This is a genomic window from Streptomyces rimosus subsp. rimosus (genome assembly GCF_000720725.1).
Classification (GTDB): Bacteria; Actinomycetota; Actinomycetes; order Streptomycetales; family Streptomycetaceae; genus Streptomyces; species Streptomyces rimosus_A.
Map to the genome: position 1 here is coordinate 1 of NZ_JOCQ01000103.1, position 20,583 is coordinate 20,583.

At 72.7% G+C, this 20,583-nt stretch carries 15 protein-coding genes; 3 read left to right on the forward strand and 12 right to left on the reverse strand.

Annotated elements, in window-relative coordinates:
* The 5 genes from IH45_RS0134785 to IH45_RS0134805 all read right to left on the reverse strand — a co-directional run.
* Positions 1 to 3,256: DNA repair ATPase (locus tag IH45_RS0134785; protein WP_199810753.1), on the reverse strand; the 3,256-nt coding region annotated here is incomplete at its 3' end.
* A gap of 136 nt (positions 3,257 to 3,392) precedes the next feature.
* On the reverse strand, positions 3,393 to 5,402 hold the full coding sequence (locus IH45_RS0134790) for a flotillin family protein (protein ID WP_030678048.1): 2,010 nt from the start codon (positions 5,400 to 5,402) through the stop codon (positions 3,393 to 3,395).
* Between the two features lie 139 nt (positions 5,403 to 5,541).
* Positions 5,542 to 6,144, reverse strand: coding sequence for a hypothetical protein (locus tag IH45_RS0134795; RefSeq protein ID WP_030678050.1), 603 nt, complete (start codon positions 6,142 to 6,144; stop codon positions 5,542 to 5,544).
* A 188-nt stretch (positions 6,145 to 6,332) separates the two neighbouring features.
* The gene (locus tag IH45_RS0134800) at positions 6,333 to 7,424 is read right to left on the reverse strand and encodes a PucR family transcriptional regulator (protein ID WP_030678053.1); all 1,092 of its coding nucleotides are present in this window, start codon (positions 7,422 to 7,424) and stop codon (positions 6,333 to 6,335) included.
* Between the two features lie 177 nt (positions 7,425 to 7,601).
* Positions 7,602 to 9,605, reverse strand: coding sequence for an NAD(P)-binding protein (locus IH45_RS0134805; protein ID WP_030678056.1), 2,004 nt, complete (start codon positions 9,603 to 9,605; stop codon positions 7,602 to 7,604).
* A 417-nt stretch (positions 9,606 to 10,022) separates the two neighbouring features.
* Between IH45_RS0134805 and IH45_RS0134810 the strand changes: the two genes are divergently transcribed.
* On the forward strand, positions 10,023 to 10,691 hold the full coding sequence (locus IH45_RS0134810) for a potassium channel family protein (RefSeq protein ID WP_030678061.1): 669 nt from the start codon (positions 10,023 to 10,025) through the stop codon (positions 10,689 to 10,691).
* On the forward strand, positions 10,688 to 11,356 hold the full coding sequence (locus tag IH45_RS0134815) for a potassium channel family protein (protein WP_003982514.1): 669 nt from the start codon (positions 10,688 to 10,690) through the stop codon (positions 11,354 to 11,356). The genes IH45_RS0134810 and IH45_RS0134815 overlap by 4 nt, the downstream gene beginning before the upstream one ends.
* A gap of 68 nt (positions 11,357 to 11,424) precedes the next feature.
* Here IH45_RS0134815 and IH45_RS0134820 read toward each other — a convergent pair whose 3' ends face one another.
* From IH45_RS0134820 to IH45_RS0134840, 5 genes are all read right to left on the reverse strand, one after another.
* Positions 11,425 to 12,288 carry a DUF3159 domain-containing protein gene (locus tag IH45_RS0134820; protein ID WP_030678063.1) on the reverse strand — a complete coding sequence of 288 codons (864 nt, stop codon included), beginning with the start codon at positions 12,286 to 12,288 and terminating at the stop codon, positions 11,425 to 11,427.
* 3 nt (positions 12,289 to 12,291) lie between these two features.
* Entirely contained in the window at positions 12,292 to 12,690 is a 399-nt protein-coding gene (locus IH45_RS0134825) for an OB-fold nucleic acid binding domain-containing protein (RefSeq protein WP_078882453.1), read from the reverse strand.
* Between the two features lie 158 nt (positions 12,691 to 12,848).
* On the reverse strand, positions 12,849 to 13,532 hold the full coding sequence (locus IH45_RS0134830) for a response regulator (RefSeq protein WP_030678066.1): 684 nt from the start codon (positions 13,530 to 13,532) through the stop codon (positions 12,849 to 12,851).
* Between the two features lie 124 nt (positions 13,533 to 13,656).
* Entirely contained in the window at positions 13,657 to 16,224 is a 2,568-nt protein-coding gene (locus tag IH45_RS0134835) for a sensor histidine kinase (protein ID WP_030678069.1), read from the reverse strand.
* 167 nt (positions 16,225 to 16,391) lie between these two features.
* Positions 16,392 to 16,859, reverse strand: a complete 468-nt coding sequence (locus IH45_RS0134840; RefSeq protein ID WP_030678072.1) for a hypothetical protein — start codon at positions 16,857 to 16,859, stop codon at positions 16,392 to 16,394.
* 242 nt (positions 16,860 to 17,101) lie between these two features.
* Here IH45_RS0134840 and IH45_RS0134845 point away from each other — a divergent pair, with 242 nt between their 5' ends.
* Positions 17,102 to 17,641 (forward strand): GNAT family N-acetyltransferase, encoded by a 540-nt coding sequence (locus tag IH45_RS0134845; RefSeq protein ID WP_030678075.1) that lies wholly within the window; start codon positions 17,102 to 17,104, stop codon positions 17,639 to 17,641.
* Between the two features lie 105 nt (positions 17,642 to 17,746).
* Here IH45_RS0134845 and kdpC read toward each other — a convergent pair whose 3' ends face one another.
* The gene (gene kdpC, locus IH45_RS0134850) at positions 17,747 to 18,400 is read right to left on the reverse strand and encodes a potassium-transporting ATPase subunit KdpC (protein WP_030678090.1); all 654 of its coding nucleotides are present in this window, start codon (positions 18,398 to 18,400) and stop codon (positions 17,747 to 17,749) included.
* A gap of 5 nt (positions 18,401 to 18,405) precedes the next feature.
* Positions 18,406 to 20,520, reverse strand: a complete 2,115-nt coding sequence (gene kdpB / locus IH45_RS0134855) for a potassium-transporting ATPase subunit KdpB (RefSeq protein ID WP_030678092.1) — start codon at positions 20,518 to 20,520, stop codon at positions 18,406 to 18,408.
* Positions 20,521 to 20,583 lie beyond the last annotated feature (63 nt).

Consider the following 20,583-nt stretch of genomic DNA (forward strand, 5'->3'; position numbering starts at 1 on the left):
CCCCCCCCGCCGCCGCGGCGGCGATCCCCCCGACCGCCGCCCCCTCCATCTCCCCAGCCAGCGCCTCCCACCCCGCCGCCGCCCCGAACACCGTCCGGGCGCGCGCCAGGGAGCGGGCGCGGGTGGTCCACAGCGTGCGGGTGCGGTCGTCGGTGCCGTACGCCCAGAAGAGCTGGGCCGCCGCGCGCAGGTGCGGCGGGTAGCGCAGGGGTCCGGCGGCCGTGTGCAGGCGGAGGAGGGTGGTGAGGATCGCGGTGGCGTCGTGGTCGTGGACGCCCCGGTCGTACCCCTCGTCGTACCGCGCCTCGGCCACCTTGCGCACCAGTGGCAGCAGCGCGTCGGTGGCCGCCGCCTCCTGGAGCGCGGCCAGGTCCGGGACCGCCTCCGTCCCGTCCCCCGCGAAGATCAGTGCGGCCAGGTGCTCGGCCCGGTAGACCTGCGGAGATTCGGAGACCAGCGGCTGGTCCCGGAGGGCGCGGTGGGCGGACAGGCGCGCGTCGTGGACGGGCGCGCGGTAGTCGGTGCCGGTGACGGCGTACGCGAGTCCGTCCCGGTGCGGGACCAGCGTCAGGTCGACGGGCTGGGTGTTGACGGCGAAGCGGTGACGGCCGAGCCGGATGGTGCCGGTGGCGTCGTAGAGGTCGGTGCGGTCGCGCAGCGCGCGGGCCGCTTCCTGGCGCGCGGCGGTCAGGCGGCCGTCCAGCTCGTCGGCGCGGACGGCGTCGCCGAGGTCGCGCAGTTCGGCGGCGGTGGCCCGGACCTTGGTGACGAGCGGGTCGGCGGCGAAGAAGGCGTTGACGTCGGCGAGGGAGGCGAGGGCGGCGGCCCGGCGGGTGACGGTGGCCAGGACGCGGCCGGCCGACCCGGCGAGCCGGTCGGTGTGCCGGGCGCGGGCGTCGAGCTGGGCCTGTTTGCGGGCGGCGAACGCCTCGTGGATCTCCTCACGCCGGTCGGCGATCCGTTCCAGGTGCTCGTCGAACGCGCCGAAGCGCGCTTCCAGGTTCTCCAGTTGCAGGAGCAGACGGCCGAGTTCGTCGTCGCACGCCTCGGGTGTGCCGACGGCGGCCAGTGCGCCCGCCACGGCCTGTCCGAGCAGCGCGAGCTGTGCCGCGAACTCCTCGCGGCCTTCCGCGTCGAGCAGGTCCCGGCGCCGGGCGTCCAGGGTGGCGCGGGCGCGGTTGACGGCGCCGAGCACGTCGCCCGCGCGGGTCAGGACACCGGTCCGTACGGTGGTGTCGGCGATGTCGAGGGTGCCGACGACCTCGGTGACCACGCGCAGACCGTCGGCCTGGGCGTCGATGCGCGCGGCCAGCGGTCCGGCGTCGGCGGCGGTGGCCACCGCGGCGGCTTCGTCGGTCAGTTCGGCGACGGCGCGGTGGGTGGCGGCGAAGGCGTCCTCGCCGCTGAGGAAGGCGACGGCCCGGTGTCCGGTGTCGGCCAGGTCGTCGGCGAGCCCGGCGGAGAGTTCCGCGAGCCGGTCCAGGTCGATGTGCCGGGTCTGGCGCAGGGTTTCCAGGTGCCCCTGGGCGTGGTGCAGTTCGGTGAGGGCTCGGGCCCACGCGTCGGCCGTGGTGGGCTGCTCGCCGCGGATGCGCCGGACCAGCGCGGTGGTGTGTTCGGCGGCCTCCGCCAGCGCGGTCGCGGCCTGTTGGCGCAGTTCGGTGACGCGCGCGAACTCCTCGACGACCTGGCCGGCGGCGGCCCGTACGGCTTCCAACGGCTGGCCCAGCGCGCCGAGTTCGGCGTCGTCCAGCCAGTGGTGGCGGTCGGCGACCCGGGCGGCGGCCGCGGCGATGGCCTCGAACACCGGGCCCGCCGGGGCCATGTCGGTGGCCATGCGGGCGACCGAGAGCGCGTCGGAGACGCCGCGTACCAGCTCGGCGTTGCCGATGCGGGCCAGCGGACCGCCGCCGGACGGCTGCGCCGCGGCGTGCGCGTCGGAGGTGAACGGGGTGCGCCAGATCTGGACCGGGTGGACGCGGCCCGGTTCCCGGGGGCCGCGCAGGACGGCCAGGGTGCCGTCGTCGAGCAGCGCGTGGCCGTACGCGGTCAGCGGGGTGGCGGCCTCCTCGCGGACGAGGTTGTACGGGAGGAGCAGGCTGCGGCCGTCGGCGCGGTCGTGGAAGGCGTAGAGGACGTCCTCGCCGTTCGGAGAGCGCTGTTCGCGGTCGAAGGCGAGGCCGGTGGTGTCGGTGTCGAAGGTTCGAGTGGTTCCGGTGGTGAGGTAGTGGCCGCCGGGGAAGACGATGCCCTGGTCCTCGGGCAGCGCGCGGCACGCCTGCCCGATGGCGTCGATCCGGCGTACGTCCCGGGTGCGGGTGTTGTAAACGAGGTAACGGTGTGCGGACTCCTTGTACGGACGGACCCGCACCAGAATCAGCGGCCCGACACACGCGTGCGCGACCTCGGCGTCCGCGAGGGACTGGAGGGGTTCGTCCACCGGCTCGGAGTAGAGCCCGTCGGCCGTCTCCGTATCGGGCTCGGCCTTCAGGGTGAGCGCGCCGCCCGCGGTCGAGAGGAACACCTCGTCCTGGAGGGACAGCTGCGGAAAGCGGCCGGGTATCTGGTTATCGCGGGTGGCGGGCGTCCAGGGAAATTCGTAAGCGGGCGGGGCGGTGTGGTCGCGGTCGCCCTTGGCGTCCATGTAGACGGGAGTGGTGTCTCCGGCCGCGGGGAGTTTCCAGCGCAGTACGCGCTGGTCGTCGAGCCGTTCGCCGGTCTGGAAGACGGCGAGGAGCAGGGTGCCCGTACGGCGGATCCGGAGCAGCCGGGCCTGGCGGTAGTAGCGGTACAGCTCCTCGAAGTCCCGGTGGAACCGCGGGTCGTCCAGGAGCCCGGGCAGCGCGTCGGTGTCCGCCGGTTCGAGGCGTACGTCGTCATCGCCGACGTGGAGGCGGTGCAGGGCGAAGACGTCCGGGACGGTGGTCGCGGGCGCGCCGGGCTCCGGCAGCCCGTTGCGGCCGGTCAGCAGCAGGCCGCCGACCGCCACCGCGTCGCGGAGCACGGACGCGTCGGCGGTGTGGACACGGCCGGTGCCGAGCAGTGCGAGGTCCGTACCGCCGAAGGCCTCGACGCGGCGGGCGTTGAGGGTACGGGCCCGCTCGGCGAGGTCGGCGGCGGCGCGCGCGAGACGGTCGCGCAGCACCTCGTACGTACCGTCGGCGAGGTCACCGCCGTGGCCGGGGGCCTGGGCCGGCGCGCCGGTGTCCGTCTTTGCCACGAGGCCCTGCGCGGCGTCCTGTACGAGATCCTGCACGAATTGCCTCTCCTGTCCCTGCGTACGGGCCGGGTCGCCGGCCCTCCTGGCCGCCGCGTTTCGCACGCGTACGCCGGCCTGTTGCCGCTGCCGCGTACGGGGCGCCAACCCGCCCCGTACGCGGCCGTGTCCGCGGCTACTTCCCCGCCACCGCCGCGCCGTTGGCCGACGGCGGTGCCGCGACCGCGTCGGCGATCCGGGTGTCCGCGAGGCCGTTGGCGTGGGCGGCGTCCAGCAGGCTCCGGAGCTGTCCGGACTGCGGGCCGCCCCGGTCGATGAGCTTGGTCAGGGCGCCCGCCAGGGTCAGATCGCGCAGCCCGGCCGCGCCGAGCCCGCCGAGCATCGCGGTCAGGTCCTTGGTGAAGGTGGAGCCGTTCTTGTCCAGCCACGGCCCGGCGGCCGTACGGACCGTCTCGGAGCGCTCGACCAGCGCGTCCAGCCCCTTTGCGGTGCCGATCGAGCCGGCCAGCCGGTCGAAGAAGACGCTCTCCCCTCCGACGATGTCGATCTTCGCGTGCTCCAGGCCGGTGGCCAGCACCTTCGCCTGGACCTCGGCGATCTGCCGCTGGGTGTCCAGGCCCGCGAGGCGGACCTCCTTGTCGGCCGCCACCCGCAGCCGGTACTCCTCGTGCTCCCGGCTCGCCGCGTCCAGCGCCGCCATCGCCGCGGCCTTCTCGGTGAGCCCGGCCGCCTCGGCCCTGAGCAGCGCCTCGGCCGCCTCCGCCTCGGCCCGGCCGGCCTTCTCGACGGCGGCCGCGTTCATCTCCCGTACCTTGACCTCGGCCAGTCCGGCGGCGGCGGCCTCGGCCTGGGTGCCCTCGGCGAGCCGGATCTTGGCCTGGGCGTCCAGGTCGGCGGCCTTGCGCCGGCCCTCGGCCAGGGTCAGTTCCTCCGCGGCCCGGTGGGCGGCGGCCTGCTCGGCGGCCTCGGCCGCCTTGATGTCCTTGACCAGCCGCTGCTGCGCCTCGGCCTCGGCGCGGATGATCATCGACTGCCGCTCGCGCTCGGCCTCCTCGACCGTACGCAGCTTCTTGATCTCCTCCTCCTGCGCGGCGACGGTCTTCTCGACCGCGATCCGCTCCCGTACGACGTCCGCGATCTCCCGCTTCTCCGCCTCGACCTCCTTGTCGGCGGCGATCCGGGTCAGCTGGGTCTCCCGCTCGCGGGCGATGACCTCCAGGAGGCGGTCCTTCTCGATGCGCTCGTTCTCGATGGCGATGACGCGCTCGCGGTTCTTCTGGGCCACCGCGATCTCGCGCTCGCGGTTCTCGTTCTGAATGCCGAGCGCTTCCTCGGTCCTCAGGTGCGCGGAGTGCGAGCGCAGCCGCTCCTCGGCCTGGACGCGGGCCGTCTCGGCCTCCTCCTTGGCGCGTACGGTGGCGATCTCGCGCTGCTGGCGGATCTCCGCGTCGGCCTGCCGGCGCTCCAGCTCCAGGACGGCCTCCCGGGCGTCGACGTTCTGCCGGGTGATCTCCTTCTCCTCGTTGCGCCGGTACTCGTTGGTGCGCACATGCTCGATCGCGGTCAGCTCGGTGATCTTGCGGATGCCCTGCGCGTCGAGGATGTTGGCGGTGTCGAGCTGGTCCAGCGGGGTCTGCTCCAGATAGTCGATCGCCGCGTCCTCCAGGCTGTAGCCGTTGAGGTCGGTCCCGATGACGGCGATGATCCGGTCCCGGAACTCGTCCCGCTTGGTGTAGAGGTCCTGGAAGTCGAGCTGCTTGCCGACGGTCTTGAGCGCCTCGGAGAACTTGGCGTTGAACAGCTCCTGGAGCGTGCCCACGTCGCTGGCCCGCTCGGTGCCGATGGCCTGGGCGACCTTGACCACGTCCTCGCGGGTCTTGTTGACCCGCACGAAGAACGCGATGCGGATGTCGGCGCGGATGTTGTCCCGGCAGATCAGGCCCTCGTGGCCGGTGCGGCCGATCTCGATGGTCTTCACCGAGATGTCCATCACCTCGGCCTTGTGCAGCACCGGCAGCACCACCGAGCCGGTGAAGGTCACATCGACCTTGCGGTACTTGGAGACGATCAGGGCTTGGCCCTGGTGGACCTTGCGGTAGAGGCGGGTCAGGGCGAGGACCGTGACGAGCACGATCAGCACGGCCACGGCGACGGTCACGCCGATTCCTACGGTGATGGCATCCATCGGTGCATCAGTCCCTGCGGTGTGTCGGGGAGTCCGGCGGGCGCGGCGGCGCGCATGGCGGCGCGGCGCGCTCCGGTCGGTGGTCGGTCGGCGCCCGGGCGGCCGGGCCGTACGGGTGCGGTCGGTGGCCGGCCCGCGCTCAGGCGCCCGCGCCGTACGGGTCCAGGGCGGCGTCGAAGGGCGCGACCCGGAAGAACTCGCCGTCGGCGTCGTAATCGAAGATCAGCGCGCTGCTTCCGGCGGTGAGCCCGCTCTCCTGCGTACGGACCTGGACGACGGCCGTCGAACCGTCGTCGGCGCGCACCTCGGCCTGGCCGAAGTCGGCGGTGACCCGGCCGGTGCGGACCACGCACACCCGGCCGACGAAGTCGTCGCGGGAGGCGACCCGTTCAGGAGGCAGCAGGCGGCGGGCCAGGCGCGCCGCGGCGCGGGTGCCGAACCAGGCGGCGCACAGCGCGAGGCCCAGGGCTGCGGCGCGCAGCCGTGGGTTGTCGGTCAGCGCGGCACCGGTCAGGGAGACGGTCCAGGCGATCAGGACGCCGAGCGAGAGGGCGACCGTCACGGGCAGTCCGGCGGGACCGGCGGAGCCGCCGTCGACACCCTCACCCCCGTCGAGGATGTCGACGCCTGCCCCGCCGATCAGCACCAGCAGCCAGTAGGCGGCCACCACCAGCAGCGCGAAGGTGAACAGGACGGCCGGGAAGGCGAGCGCGGCCCGTGTGAATGCCCCGAAGTCGCCCATGCCGTCCGTCCCCCGTTCGCGGTGTGCCTGCCGGTTCCTTGATGGTGGCAAGGGGAGGGGGTGCCGCACATTGCCGGATCCCGGCAATCTTTACGCGTTCCTGATGTCCTGTTAACGAGCGGCGGTCTTGTCGGCGGAGGTGGCCGGAGAGTAGGGGTGGCGGCCGAAATCCCCCTCCGGGACGCGCTCTACAGCGGCTTGTCCGGCCAGCCGAGCAGCCGCGCGCCCATCGTCGCCGTTTCCAGGGTGAAGCGCTGGAGGCCGTCGGAGGGGTCGTAGCCGGTCAGGAACTTGATGCGCTCCAGGCGGTACGACAGGGTGCGCACGCTCACCTTCAGGCGGCGGGCGGCCTCGGCGTTCACGTACCCGGACGCCGCGAGTGCCCCGATCGTCTCCAGCAGCGGCCCGGCGCCGCCGCGCGACTGCGTCAGCGGGCCGAGGACGGTGCGCACCAGGTCGGCCATGGCCGCCCGGTCGCGCAGCAGCACGGGGAAGACCAGCAGGTCGGCGGCGCGCAGCACCGGTTCGTCCAGCTCCAGCTGCTCGGCCAGCTCCAGCGCGCCGAGGGCTTCCTCGTACGAGCGGACCACGCCGCCGGCGCCGGAGTGCGGCCGGCCGAGGGCCACCCGCCGGGCGCCGGGACGGCCCACGTCGGGCCAGCGCGCGTAGGTGGCGAAGGCGTCCAGGACGGTGCGCTCGCGGCTCGCGCCGACGCAGATCAGCCGGCCCTCCTTGGTGGTGATCAGCACGTCGCGGTCGCCGAACCGGCCGAGCAGTTCGCGTTCGACCCGGCGGGCGACCGGGTGGATGTCGTCGAAGGGCTCGTCGCCCTCGGCCACCGCGACCGCGTGCTCGTGGGCCAGCCGCAGCCCGAACCGCTCGGCGCGCTCGGCCAGCCGCCCCAGGTCGCTGCGCCCGTACAGGAGGTCGTCGACGAACTCGCGGCGCTCGGCCTCCTCCTGGCGTACGGCGAGCCGCTGCGCGCGTTCGTGGCCCTCGCCGAACGCGGCGATCGCGGCGTCCACCGCGCCCAGCACGGCGTCGCCGGTACGGGCCCGCTCCGCGGCGCCCGCGGCCCGCGCCACCCCCGGCAGCGTGCCCCACACCCGCCGCGTCTCCCCCAGGAAGAGCCCGACCGCCTCGCGCAGCCCGTGCCCCGACTCGGCGGCCCGTTCGCCCAGTTCGCGCAGCGCGTCCAGCTCCGCGCGCCGGGGCAGCCGCCCGGTGTCCGACACCTCGGCGAGGAGCGTGGTGTACCCCTCCAGGAACTCCGGGGACATCCCGCCGTACTGCACCGTCCGCTCTCCTCGCCGCCACGCCTTCGCCCGCCCCGGACTTCGGAGCGGATCCATCCTGCCGGAAGGGGCGCGGGTGGTCGGAATCGGTACGGTGCCGGAGCGGTGACCCACAGGGATATGTTCCAGGACATCTGTCGCAATCCTGGCCGCCGTGCCCCGCTAGGCGTCCAGCGGCGCCGTCCCGGCCGTACGCGGGCGCCGCGAGACCAGCTCGCCGAGCCCCTGGCGGGTGGCCACCAGCAGGACGCGGTCCTGGGGGCGCAGTTCGTACGCGTCGCCCAGTTCCCGTACCAGCCGGGCCCGGCCGCGCTCCGGCGCTTCCGGGGCGGCGGGCGCGGAGTCCGGCGGGCCGTCGGGCGCGGAGGTGTCCACGGCCAGGACGCGCAGCAGGCCGGGCCGGAAGACGTCGGCGATCCGGCGGCCCTCCAGGGCGGCGTGGCCGCGCGCCTCGACCCGGGCGACGAGCAGGACCCGCCGCTCGACGGGGATGGCGCCGAGGATCTGCCGGCCCATCATCGCGCCGGCGAAGGCGGGCGCGGCCAGGAAGCTGACGCTGCGGCTGCGGGTGCGCGCCTGGGGATACGCGGCGCGCAGCGTGCGGTAGACGGCGGTGGCGAAGCGGTCGTCGAACAGGCGCAGCGTCACCCGGAGACGGGGCTTGACCGAGCGGGCGTACAGCGCCGCCTCCAGGTTGGTGGTGTCCTCGCTGGTGAGAGCGAGCAGGGCGTGGGCGCGCTGGATCTTCGCGGCCTCCAGTACGCCTTCGTGCGTGACGTCCCCCACCACGGTCGGCACCCGCAGCCGGCGCGCCAGCGCAATACCGCGCGCCTCCGGGTCGGCTTCCACACACACCACGGGGATGCCCAGCTCATGCAGCTGCGCAAGCACCCGCGTACCGACCTTGCCGAGCCCCAGCAGCACCACGTGCCCGGACAGTCCGCGCGGCGGCCGGCGCAGCGCGGAAGCGTTGCGGAAAGTGCCGAGGCCTTCCAGCGCGGCGGCCACCAGGACCGGCAGCAGCAGCAACCCGGTGAGCCCGGACAGGAGTTGCAGCACCTTGCGGGAGACCGGCTCACCAAGGGCAGGTTCGTTGATGGCGAAGAGGTCGAGGAGCGAGAGGTAGGCGGCGTGCAGCGGGGAGTCGCCGGTGGTTACGGAGGAGGCGACGGCCAGCGCGAGGACCGCACCGACGACGCCGGCCAGTGACCAGCGCAGCCTGCGCGAGAAGAGGGTGCCCAGCGGCACGCCCCGGCCGCGCAGGCTGACCCGGCGCCACAGGGCGCCCGCGCCGCCATGCCGACCCTGGCGGCGCGGTTCGCCACGGCCGCCGGGGCGCTGCTGGCGGCCCGGGTAGGTGACGGTTTCCAGGACGACGGAGCCGCGGTCGGTGGCCGCCATGGCGGTGGCCTCGTCGGGGAGGAGCTCGGGGCCTTCGTCGGCGGCGGGGCCGTCGTCCGTCCGGCCGGGGCCGGTGTCGGCGGGCAGGTCCGCCGTCGCGGACAGGACGGCGAGCGGGCACAGTCCGGGAGCGGCGGCCTGGGCGGGGCCGCGCTCCACGGCGCGCAGCAGCAGGCCGTCGGCCTCGATGACTTTGCTGGTGCCCGCCACGGCGGTGGCCGCCAGGGCAGGCGCCACGGTGTCGGCGTCGGACAGCACCGTGGTGGACGCGTCCACGCCCTCGGTGTCCAGGGCGCCGACGGCCGCGGCCTGATCGAGCAACTGCTCCAGGTACTGGCCGAGTTTGCGGTTGTAGAGCCGGATCACCAGCCGCAGCCGCGGATTGAGCCGCCGGGCGCGCAGCGCGGCATGGATGTTCGTCTCGTCGTCGTCGTAGACCAGCGCGAGCGCCTTCGCCGTGCCGATGCCGGCCTCGGCCAGCGTGGCGTCGTCGGCCTCCGGCGCCTCCAGGACCCGTATGGGCTCCTCGGGCGGCTCCTCGGCGCCGCCGGACTCGCCGGGCGGGCCGGACGGCGTACGGACCATGACGGCGGAGACCCGGCCGAGCAGCGCCTGGGCCCGGCCCAGGGGCCCGGGCGGCGGCGGGATGCGGGGCCGGTGGGGCTCTCTGGCGGAGGGCACGACGAGGGTGACCCGCTCCCGGTACACGTCCTTGAGTTCGGCCGCGAGGCGGCGTGCGAGGGCGTCGTCGCCGCAGACGACCATATGAGGGATGGCCGGGTGGTGGTCCGGGTGGGGTTGGGGCTGCTGAGGCACGGTGGACACGAGGGTCAGCGTGCCGTACGGAGCGGCCCGTGCGCACATGATCGCGACCGGCCGCAGGCCCCTGGCCCCTGGCTAAGGAGGCCGGGCCCGGACCCGGGCGAAGGGGGCCGGTCCCGGACACGCCGGGCGCCCTTCCTGACCTCCGCCGCCATGATCGGCGATCAGATTCCCACCCGTACCGCAAGGAAACTTACTCGAAGCTTATGTTCTCTTGTCGCGTTCTTAACGCCCAAGACGGCCGTGCGGGCGAACCGCGTGGCCGCACCGGCTGCCACGGCAGGTAGCGTGGTCGCCGAACACGCCAGGTACGAAAGCAGCCGGCGTCACAGCACAGGGAAAGGTGCGAGGTAGGGGCCGATGCACATCGTCATCATGGGGTGCGGGCGGGTGGGTTCCGCGCTCGCACAGACCCTGGAGAGCCAGGGTCATACGATCGCGGTGGTCGACCAGGACCCCACCGCCTTCCGCCGTCTGGGCTCCGCCTTCGGCGGCCGCCGGGTGACCGGAGTCGGCTTCGACCAGGACACGCTGCGCGAAGCCGGTATCGAGGAGGCGGGCGCCTTCGCCGCCGTCAGCAGCGGCGACAACTCCAACATCATCGCGGCCCGGGTGGCCCGCGAGATGTTCGGCGTGGAGAACGTCGCGGCGCGCATCTACGACCCGCGCCGCGCCGAGGTCTACCAGCGCCTGGGCATCCCGACGGTGGCCACCGTGCGCTGGACCGCCGACCAGATGCTGCGCCGGCTGCTGCCCTCCGGGGCCGAGCCGCTGTGGCGCGACCCGAGCGGCGGCGTCCAGCTCGCCGAGGTGCACACCTCGCCGTCCTGGGTGGGCCACAAGATCAGTCAGCTGCAGGAGGAGACCGGCGTACGCGTCGCCTTCCTCACCCGGCTGGGCGAGGCGATGCTGCCGACCTCGCAGACCGTGTTGCAGGAAGGCGACCTGGTGCACGTGATGATGCGCACCGACGAGGTCGAGAAGGTGGAAGCGGTGTTCGCCGAAGGGCCCGAGGAGGCGCACGCATGAGGGTCGCGATCGCGGGCGCGGGCGCGGTGGGCCGGTCCATCGCGGGCGAGCTGCTGGAGAACGGGCACGAGATCCTGCTCATCGACAAGGCGCCGACGGCGATCTCGGTCGAGCGGGTGCCGCTGGCGGAATGGCTGCTGGCCGACGCCTGTGAGATCACCTCGCTGGACGAGGCCGCGCTGCAGCGCTGCAACGTCGTCATCGCGGCGACCGGCGACGACAAGGTCAACCTGGTCGTCTCGCTGCTCGCCAAGACCGAGTACGGCGTGCCGCGGGTGGTGGCCCGCGTGAACAACCCCAAGAACGAGTGGCTGTTCAACGAGGCGTGGGGCGTGGATGTCGCCGTCTCCACGCCGCGCCTGATGTCGGCGCTGGTCGAGGAGGCGGTGAGCGTCGGCGATCTCGTACGGCTGCTGCGCTTCAGCCACGGCGACGCCAACCTCGTGGAGCTGACGCTGCCGCCGGAGGCGGCGCTGGCCGGCACCCGGGTCGGCGATGTGCAGTGGCCCGAGGACACCTCGCTGGTCACGATCATCCGCGGCAACCGGGTGCTCACGCCGAACAAGGAGGACGCGCTGGAGGCGGGCGACGAGCTGCTGTTCGTCGCGGCCCAGTCGCGTGAGGAACAGCTGGAGGACCTGCTGTCGGTGCGCCGCGAGGCGTGATCCGGCCGGGCGTACGGCGAAGGGCCGGGAACCGCGTGGTTCCCGGCCCTTCGCCGTACGCCCGGTGCTCAGCGGCGGTGCCGGGGCCCCGTCCGGTCCGGCTGCTCGGCGGCCAGCGCCTGCGGCGTGATGTCCTTGGCGAGGTCCGCGGCCACCCCGTCCAGGATGCCGTTCTCCATCGCCGCGCGCTCCCGCGCCGCCTTCGCCTCCTCCTCGGCCTTCTCCTTGGCCTCCATCTCCGCGAAGACGTCGATCGGCGCCGGTGCCTTGGCCAGGAACACCCAGGTGAGCCAGACCGCCAGCAGGAACGGCGGAATCTTCAGCCCGATCAGCACCCAGCCGAGGTGGGTGGTGTCCGCCCACCAGTACAGCGGGAAGAGGATCGCGCACTTGGCCAGCAGGATCAGGCCCCAGGCCCAGCTGGCCTTGGCGTACGCCTTCTTGCGGCCCGGGTTGCGGGTGCGCCAGGAGAGGTTCTCCTTGAACACCGGCCCCAGGATCAGGCCGATCAGCGGCGCGCCGGCCAGCGTGGTGGCGATGTAGGCGACGCCCAGGCCCAGCGTGTAGAGCATGCCGGGCAGGTAGAAGTCCTTGGCGTTGTTGGTCATCATCGCGAAGACCACGCCGAAGGCCACCCCGAAGACGCCGCTGAAGGCATGCTTGACGGTGCCCTTGCCGACCAGGCGGGCGGCGGCCAGCACCAGCGATACCGCCAGCGCGGCGATCGCCGAGATGTGCAGGTCCTTGTTGACCGTGAAGATCGTGACGAACAGCAGACCCGGCAGCACGGTCTCCACCATGCCGCGTACGCCGCCGAAGGCCTCGAAGAGGGCCGCCTCGGTGACGGCTCTGCCGTCGGGGGCGCCGTCCTGCTCCCGGGCCGGCCCGTCGGCCGGTCCGGTGGTTCGCGTGGATCGGTCGTCAGACGTCACCGGCTACTCCTGTCCGAGTGGTCGGAGTTCGTATTTCGGATTGAACAGCACCCGGCGTCCGTGGCTCATGGAGATCCGGCCCGAGGCGATGAGCTTGCGGCCCGGCTCTATGCCGGTGATCGCACGCCGGCCCAGCCACACCACGTCCAGCGCGGCGGAGCCGTCGAACAGCTCCGCCTCCAGGGCGGGCACACCGGCGCGCGGCCGCAGCGTCACATGCCGCAGGGTGCCGGTGACCTTGACTATCTGCCGGTCGTCGCAGTCGCAGATGCGGGTACAGCCGGTGTTCTCGGCGTCCTGCCGGAGCTCGGCGGACTCCAGCTCCTCCTCGGAGGAGGACAGCCTGTCGAGCATCCGGCGGAACCGGCCTGCCGGCTTCTCGGATCGGGTCCCAGCACTCATGAACCCAGCGTACCGGTGGACGGGGCCCCGGATCACGGCCGTGGAGCGCGTCGTACGGGCCGAAGGCCGGCGGCCGCGGTCACCGCGCGCCGTACGGCCCGCGGGCCCGCGCCCGAGGTCACCGCACACCGTACGGTCCGGCCGCCGGTGTCCCGCGGTCACTGCTCGAAGCGGTAGCCCATGCCCGGCTCGGTGACGAAGTGACGGGGGTGCGAGGGGTCGCTCTCCAGCTTGCGGCGCAGCTGTGCCATGTAGACGCGCAGGTAGTTGGTCTCGGTCCCGTACGAGGGGCCCCAAACCTCCTGGAGGAGCTGTTTCTGGCTGACGAGACGGCCCGTATTGCGGACCAGGACCTCCAGGAGGTGCCACTCGGTCGGCGTGAGGCGGACGTCCCGGCCGCCGCGGTTGACCTTCTTGGCGGCCAGATCGACGGTGAACCCGTCGGTCTCCACGACCACCGCGTCCTCGGCGGGCCCGGTCGGCTCGGCCCGGCGCACCGCGGCCCGCAGCCGGGCCAGCAGCTCGTCCATCCCGAAGGGCTTGGTGACGTAGTCGTCCGCCCCGGCGTCCAGCGCCTCGACCTTCTCGTCGGAGGTCTGCCGGGCGGAGAGCACCAGGATCGGCACCCGGGTCCAGCCCCGCAGGCCCTTGATCACCTCCACGCCGTCCATGTCGGGCAGGCCCAGGTCCAGGACGATGACGTCGGGGTGGCGGGCGGCGGCCAGCTTGAGGGCGGTGGCCCCGTCGGGGGCCGCGTCGACCTCGTACTTGCGCGCCTTCAGGTTGATCACGAGGGCCCGTACGATCTGCGGCTCGTCATCGACCACAAGCACCCGGTTCACTGTCGTTCTCCTCGTGGTGGGGAAACCCGCCGGGCCGTGCCCGCGCGGTGTCGGCTGGAGGGCGGCTCCAGGGGGCCGGGGAGCGGCCCGTGCGGCGCCGCTCCGGGGTCGGCGGGGCGCGCGCTCACGTCGTTGCCTGGGCCGGGAGGTCGGGCCGTACCGGCGGGCGGCCGGCCGCGGCACGCAGGGTGAGGACCATGGTCATGCCGCCGCCGGGGGTGTCCTCGGCGGCGAGCGTGCCGCCCATCGCCTCCGCGAAGCCGCGGGCGACGGCCAGGCCCAGGCCCACGCCCGCGCCGCGGGGCGCGTCCCCGTACCGCTGGAAGGGTTCGAAGATACGGTCCTTGGCGCTGTCCGGCACGCCGGGGCCGCGGTCGGCGATGCGCAGCTCGACGCGGTCGCCGAGGGCGCTCGCGGAGACCAGGACGCGTTCGCCGTCCGGACTGTACTTGACCCCGTTCTCGACCAGATTGGCGACGGAACGCTCCAGCAGCCCCGGGTCGACGGCGACGATCGGCAGTTCCTCGGGGATGTCCAGGGTGACGCTGCCCTCGGGGACGCCGCCGAGCGCCATCGGCACCACCTCGTCCAGGTCGATCTCGCGGATCAGCGGGGTGACGGTGCCGGTCTGCAGGCGGGACATGTCCAGCAGGTTGCCCACCAGGTGGTCCAGCCGGTCGGCGCCCGCCTCGATGCCCGCCAGCAGCTCCGCCTCGTCGTCCTCGGACCAGGCCACGTCGTCGGAGCGCAGCGAGGTCACCGACGCCTTGATGCTCGCCAGGGGCGTGCGCAGATCGTGGCTGACGGCGGCCAGCAGCGCCGTACGGATGCGGTTGCCCTCGGCCAGCTCGCGCGCCCGCTCCGCCTCGCCGACCAGCCGCTGGCGGTCCAGTACGACGGCGGCCTGCGCGGCGAACGCGGCCAGCACGCGGCGGTCCTCGGCGGGCAGCACCCGCCCGGTCAGGGCCAGCGCCATGTGGTCGCCGACCGGCATGTCCACGTCCGCGTCCTCGGGCCGCTGCAACGGCCTGGCCTCCGGCGCACCGTCCGCGGCGCCGCCCACCCGGCCCGCGCAGGTCCACGGCTCGACGTCCCCGGCCCGCTCCAGCAGCGCGACCGACTCCATGCCGAAGGTCTCCCGTACCCGCTCCAGCAGCGCGTCCAGCGTCGTCTCGCCACGCAGCACGCTGCCCGCCAGGAAGGAGAGGATCTCCGACTCGGCGCGCAGCCGCGCCGCCTGGTGGGTGCGGCGGGCGGCCAGGTCGACCACGGAGGCGACCGAGACGCCGACCGCGAAGAAGATCACGATCGCGACGATGTTCTTGGGATCGGCGATGGTGATCGAATGGGTGGGCGGGGTGAAGTAGAAGTTCAGCAGCAGCGAGCCGACGGCCGCGGCGGCCAGCGCCGGCAGCAGCCCGCCGATGAGCGCGGCGGCGACGGTCAGGAAGAGGAAGAGCAGGACGTCGTTGGCCAGGCCCGGACCGTTGTCGAGGGCGGCGAGCAGCAGCGACAGCAGCACCGGCCCCACCACGCCGAGCAGCCAGCCGGCGATGATCCGGGTCCGGCCCAGCCGGGCGCCGCGCGCCACGGGCAGGCCGCGCCCCTTGGCGACCTCGTCGTGGGTGACGATGTGCACGTCCAGGTCGGACCCCGAGTCGCGGGCGACGGTGGCGCCGACGCCCGGCCCGAAGACGTACTGCCACGCCTTGCGGCGGCTGGAACCCAGCACGATCTGCGTGGCGTTGACACCGCGCGCGAACTCCAGCAGCGCGCTCGGTATGTCGTCGCCTATGACGTGGTGGAACGTCCCGCCGAGGTCTTCGACGAGGGTGCGCTGCACGGCGAGTTCCTTGGGCGAGGCCGAGGTCAGCCCGTCGCTGCGCGCTATGTAGACCGCGAGCACCTCACTGCCCGAGCCCTTGGCCGCCATCCGCGAGGCGCGGCGGATGAGCGTACGCCCCTCGGGTCCGCCGGTGAGGCCGACGACGATGCGCTCGCGCCCCGCCCAGATCTTGGAAACACTGTGCTCGGAACGGTACTGCTGCAGATACTCGTCCACCCGGTCGGCCACCCACAGCAGCGCCAGCTCCCGCAGCGCGGTCAGATTGCCCGGCCGGAAGTAGTTCGACAGGGCGGCGTCCACCTTGTCGGGCTTGTAGATGTTGCCGTGCGCCATCCGGCGCCGGATCGCCTCGGGCGACATGTCGACCAGCTCGATCTGGTCGGCCCGCCGGACGATCTCGTCCGGCACGGTCTCGCGCTGCCGCACGCCCGTTATCGACTCGACCACGTCGCCCAGCGATTCGAGGTGCTGGATGTTGACCGTCGAGATCACGTCGATCCCGGCCTCCAGCAGCTCCTCGACGTCCTGCCAGCGCTTGGTGTTACGCGAACCGGGCACGTTCGTGTGCGCGAGCTCGTCGACGAGCGCGACGGCCGGATCGCGCCGCAGCACCGCGTCCACGTCCATCTCGGTGAAGGCCGACCCGCGGTACTCCAGCCCCACCCGCTCGATCTGCTCCAGCCCGTGCAGCATGACCTCCGTACGGGGCCGGTCGTGGTGCTCGACGAACGCCACCACGACGTCCGTCCCGCGCTCCACCCGCCGGTGCGCCTCGGACAGCATCGAGTACGTCTTGCCGACGCCCGGTGCAGCGCCGAGATAGATCCGTAGCTTGCCGCGTGCCATGGCCCCATTGTCTTACGTCGGGCCCGCCCCCACCGGGCTGAGCCTGCAGCGACCCTACCGACCGCACAACGGGATGAAAGGTGCAGGTGGCGGCTGGGGGGAAGGTCTTTACGGGACTCTGATGGGGGTGGGGGCGGGTGAGCGGGGCAACGGTTCCGCTCGGCCTCTCAGGCGACGGGTGCGGCAGCCGGAACGGCCTTCTGGGCCGGTGCGCGGCGTAGCTTCAGTTCAGTCCTCGGGCGGGCTGGCTTGTCGTCGGACAGCTGCCAGCCGAGCGGCGCGGCGACCTCCAGTGCCCCCAGCGGACCGATCCCGCGGTAGCGGTAGGCCCGGAGGCCGGCGGAGCCGTGCTCCGGCTTCTGCCCATTGAGCACCTTCTCGATGCGGGCGCGGGCGAAGCCGGGGTCTCCCTCATGGCGCACTTCGTTCCAGGTGGCCCACCACTTGGGCCGGAAGGGAATGCGGTCCAGAGTCCTGTCCAGCAGTTCGAGCGCCGGCTTCTCCAGAAAGAACAGCACCGCGAAAACGAACTCCCCCACCAGCGACAGCGCGATCACCAGCGCGAACACGGCAATCCACATCGCCACATGGATCGGGAAGTGGATCAGGGTCCCTATGTGGCACAGGATGAGCACCGGCCGCGAGCGGTTGGGCTTCGGGGCCCAGGCTCCGCCCAGGTGCGGCGGCAGTCCGCCGGGCAGGGAAGAAGGCTGGTCGGGACGGAGTGGAGGTGCCGGGAACGAACTCACGGCAGCATCCCATCACGGTGGAGCGGTACATGACAAAGCGGTGCGGTGCGGTGCCGGACCCGTGCCTGCGGCGGCAACCCGGCCCTATGTCACTGACCCTCCCCCGGCCCCTTCAGGATCATGACCCCATGACCGACGCACACACCCGTCTCGCCCACACCGCGGAACTCGCCCCCCGTACCCGCTCCGCGGCCAGAACTCTCCTCACCGACGTCTTCGAAGGCGACCTGACCGAAGAGGACTGGGACCACGCGCTGGGCGGTGTGCACGCACTGGTGTGGGAGGGGGACGAACTGATCGGCCACGCCTCCGTCGTGCAGCGGCAGATGGTGCACGGCGGGCGGCCTCTGCGGTGCGGTTACGTGGAAGGGGTCGGCGTCCGGGCGGACCGGCGGGGGCGGGGGCATGGGGCCGCCATGACGACGGCTCTGGAGCGGGTCGTACGCGATGCCTATGACCTGGCCGCCCTCAGCGCGTCCGACGGGGCCGCCGACTTCTACGCGGCGCGTGGCTGGCGGCAGTGGCGGGGCGCCTCGTACACCCTCGCTCCGGGCGGGCTGGAGCGTACCGAGGAGGAGGACGGCGGGATCTGGGTGCTGCCGGGGGCCGTACCGCTGGATCTGGCGGGGGACCTGGCCTGTGACTGGCGGAGTGGGGACGTCTGGTAGCGCGTAGGGGACTCGCGGCCGACGGTGGCGCGTAAGGGAACGGCGGGGGGGGGGGGGGGGGGGGGCCCCCCCCCCGCCCCCCCGCCGCTTGTTGGACACGCCTGGTTACTTGGTCAGCTCCCGCAGCCCCATGTTCAGCTTCAGAACGTTGACCCGGGGCTCCCCCATGAAGCCCAGGACCCGGCCCTCGGTCGTGTCCTCGACCAGCTTCTCGACCTTCGCGCGGTCCAGGTGGTTCTCCTTCGCGACGCGGTCGGCCTGGAGTTGGGCGTACGCCGGGGAGATGTCCGGGTCGAGGCCGGAGCCGGAGGAGGTGACGGCGTCGGCGGGGACCTCGGACTGGGGGACGCCGTAGGTGTCGGCGACCCACTTCTTGCGTTCCTTCACGGCGGCGATCAGGTCGGTGTTGGTGGCGCCCTGGTTGGTGGCGCCGGAGACCTGGAGGTCGTACTGGGTGTTGACGTCGTTGGTCTTGTTGCTGCCGAGTCCCGCGGACGGGCGCGGCTGGAAGTAGCGCAGGTCGGGGATGGGGTTGCCCTTGCTGTCCTTGCCCTTGTCGTAGCGCTGGCCGAGGAGTTCGGAGCCGACGGTCCTGCCGTTCTGTGTGACCTCGGAGCCGTTGGCCTTGTCGTGGAAGGCGGCCTGGGCGACGCCGGTGACGACGAGGGGGTAGAGCACGCCGCAGACCACGGTCAGGGCGAGCAGGGCGCGCAGCCCGGCGCCGAAGAGGCGGGCGCTGTTGCGTACCGCGTTGTTCATGGGAATCACCCGATCCCGGGGATCAGCGAGATGAGCAGGTCGATGAGTTTGATGCCGAGGAACGGGGCGATCAGGCCGCCCAGTCCGTAGATGCCGAGGTTGCGGCGGAGCATCCGGTCCGCGCTCACCGGGCGGTAGCGCACGCCCTTGAGGGCCAGCGGGACCAGCGCCACGATGATCAGCGCGTTGAAGATGATCGCGGACAGGATCGCGGACTGCGAGCTGTGCAGCCGCATGATGTTGAGGGTGTCCAGGCCCGGGTAGGCCACCGCGAACATCGCCGGGATGATCGCGAAGTACTTCGCGACGTCGTTGGCGATCGAGAAGGTGGTCAGGGCGCCCCGGGTGATCAGGAGTTGTTTGCCGATCTCGACGATCTCGATGAGCTTGGTGGGGTTGGAGTCCAGGTCCACCATGTTCCCGGCCTCCTTGGCGGCCGAGGTGCCGGTGTTCATGGCGACCCCGACGTCCGCCTGGGCCAGGGCCGGCGCGTCGTTGGTGCCGTCGCCGGTCATGGCGACGAGCTTGCCGCCCGCCTGTTCGCGCTTGATGAGCGCCATCTTGTCCTCGGGCGTGGCCTCGGCGAGGAAGTCGTCCACGCCCGCCTCGTCGGCGATGGCCTTGGCCGTCAGCGGGTTGTCGCCCGTGATCATGACGGTTTTGATGCCCATCCTGCGCAGTTCGACGAAGCGTTCGCGCATGCCGTCCTTGACGACGTCCTTGAGGTGGATGACGCCGAGGACGCGGGCGCCCCGCTCGTCCTCCAGGGCGACCAGCAGCGGGGTGCCGCCGGCCTCGGAGATGGTGTTGGCCAGCCGGTCGGCGTCGTCGGGGACGGTGCCGCCGCGCTCGCGCACCCAGGCGATGACCGAGCCGGTCGCGCCCTTGCGGACCCGGCGTACGGAGCCGTGCTCGGTGACGTCCACGCCCGACATGCGGGTCTGGGCGGTGAAGGGCACCCAGGTGGCGTCGGAAAGCTCGCCCTGGTGGCGCTCGCGCAGCCCGTACTTCTCCTTGGCCAGGACGACGATGGAGCGGCCCTCGGGCGTCTCGTCGGCCAGTGAGGACAGCTGGGCCGCATCCGCGACCTCGGCCTCCGTCACGCCCTTGACCGGCACGAACTCGGCGGCCTGGCGGTTGCCGAGGGTGATGGTGCCGGTCTTGTCGAGCAGCAGCGTGGAGACGTCGCCGGCGGCCTCGACCGCGCGCCCGGACATCGCCAGGACGTTGCGCTGGACCAGCCGGTCCATGCCCGCGATGCCGATGGCCGACAGCAGCGCGCCGATCGTCGTGGGGATCAGGCAGACCAGCAGCGCCAGCAGGACGATCATGGACTGTTCGGCGCCCGCGTAGACCGCGAAGGGCTGGAGCGTGACGACGGCCAGCAGGAAGACCACGGTCAGCGAGGCGAGCAGGATGTTCAGCGCGATCTCGTTCGGCGTCTTCTGCCGGGCGGCGCCCTCGACCAGGTTGATCATCCGGTCGATGAAGGTCTCGCCGGGCTTCGTGGTGATCTTGACGACGATACGGTCGGAGAGCACCTTCGTACCGCCGGTGACCGCGGACCGGTCCCCGCCGGACTCGCGGATGACCGGCGCCGACTCGCCCGTGATGGCCGACTCGTCGACCGACGCGACGCCCTCGACGACATCGCCGTCACCGGGGATGATGTCGCCGGCCTCGCAGACGACGAGGTCGCCGACGCGCAGCTCGGTGCCGGGCACCTGCTCCTCGGCGCCGCCGTTCAGACGGCGGGCCACGGTGTCCGTCTTGGCCTTGCGCAGCGTGTCCGCCTGCGCCTTGCCGCGGCCCTCGGCCACCGCCTCCGCCAGGTTGGCGAAGATCACCGTGAGCCAGAGCCAGACGGCGATCGCCCAGCCGAACCAGTCCGAAGGGGACATGACGGCGAAGACCGTGGTCAGCACCGAGCCGACCTCGACCACGAACATCACCGGGGACTTGACCATCACCCGAGGGTCCAGCTTGCGCACCGCGTCCGGCAGCGACCTGAGCAACTGCCCGGGGTCGAAGAGACCGCCGCCGACACGGCCGTCGCCGTCCGGCCGGTGCCCGGCGGGCACGTCCTGGTGCGGCGCGCGGGTCGGTGTTGCGGTGGACATGGAGCCGCGCTCCTCTTGCTTGGCGTCTTGCTGTACGTCGTTGTGCCGTGCGCCGTCTTGCCG

Excerpts from the sequence above, each read along its gene's own strand:
- IH45_RS0134825 (WP_078882453.1), bottom strand. The coding sequence starts at position 12,690 with ATGAGTGCTGGGACCCGATCCGAGAAGCCGGCAGGCCGGTTCCGCCGG.
- IH45_RS0134845 (WP_030678075.1), top strand. The coding sequence starts at position 17,102 with ATGACCGACGCACACACCCGTCTCGCCCACACCGCGGAACTCGCCCCC.
- kdpC (WP_030678090.1), bottom strand. The coding sequence starts at position 18,400 with ATGAACAACGCGGTACGCAACAGCGCCCGCCTCTTCGGCGCCGGGCTG.
- IH45_RS0134805 (WP_030678056.1), bottom strand. The coding sequence starts at position 9,605 with ATGGTCGTCTGCGGCGACGACGCCCTCGCACGCCGCCTCGCGGCCGAA.
- IH45_RS0134800 (WP_030678053.1), bottom strand. The coding sequence starts at position 7,424 with ATGTCCCCGGAGTTCCTGGAGGGGTACACCACGCTCCTCGCCGAGGTG.
- kdpB (WP_030678092.1), bottom strand. The coding sequence starts at position 20,520 with ATGTCCACCGCAACACCGACCCGCGCGCCGCACCAGGACGTGCCCGCC.
- IH45_RS0134810 (WP_030678061.1), top strand. The coding sequence starts at position 10,023 with ATGCACATCGTCATCATGGGGTGCGGGCGGGTGGGTTCCGCGCTCGCA.
- IH45_RS0134835 (WP_030678069.1), bottom strand. The coding sequence starts at position 16,224 with ATGGCACGCGGCAAGCTACGGATCTATCTCGGCGCTGCACCGGGCGTC.
- IH45_RS0134815 (WP_003982514.1), top strand. The coding sequence starts at position 10,688 with ATGAGGGTCGCGATCGCGGGCGCGGGCGCGGTGGGCCGGTCCATCGCG.
- IH45_RS0134790 (WP_030678048.1), bottom strand. The coding sequence starts at position 5,402 with ATGGATGCCATCACCGTAGGAATCGGCGTGACCGTCGCCGTGGCCGTG.
- IH45_RS0134795 (WP_030678050.1), bottom strand. The coding sequence starts at position 6,144 with ATGGGCGACTTCGGGGCATTCACACGGGCCGCGCTCGCCTTCCCGGCC.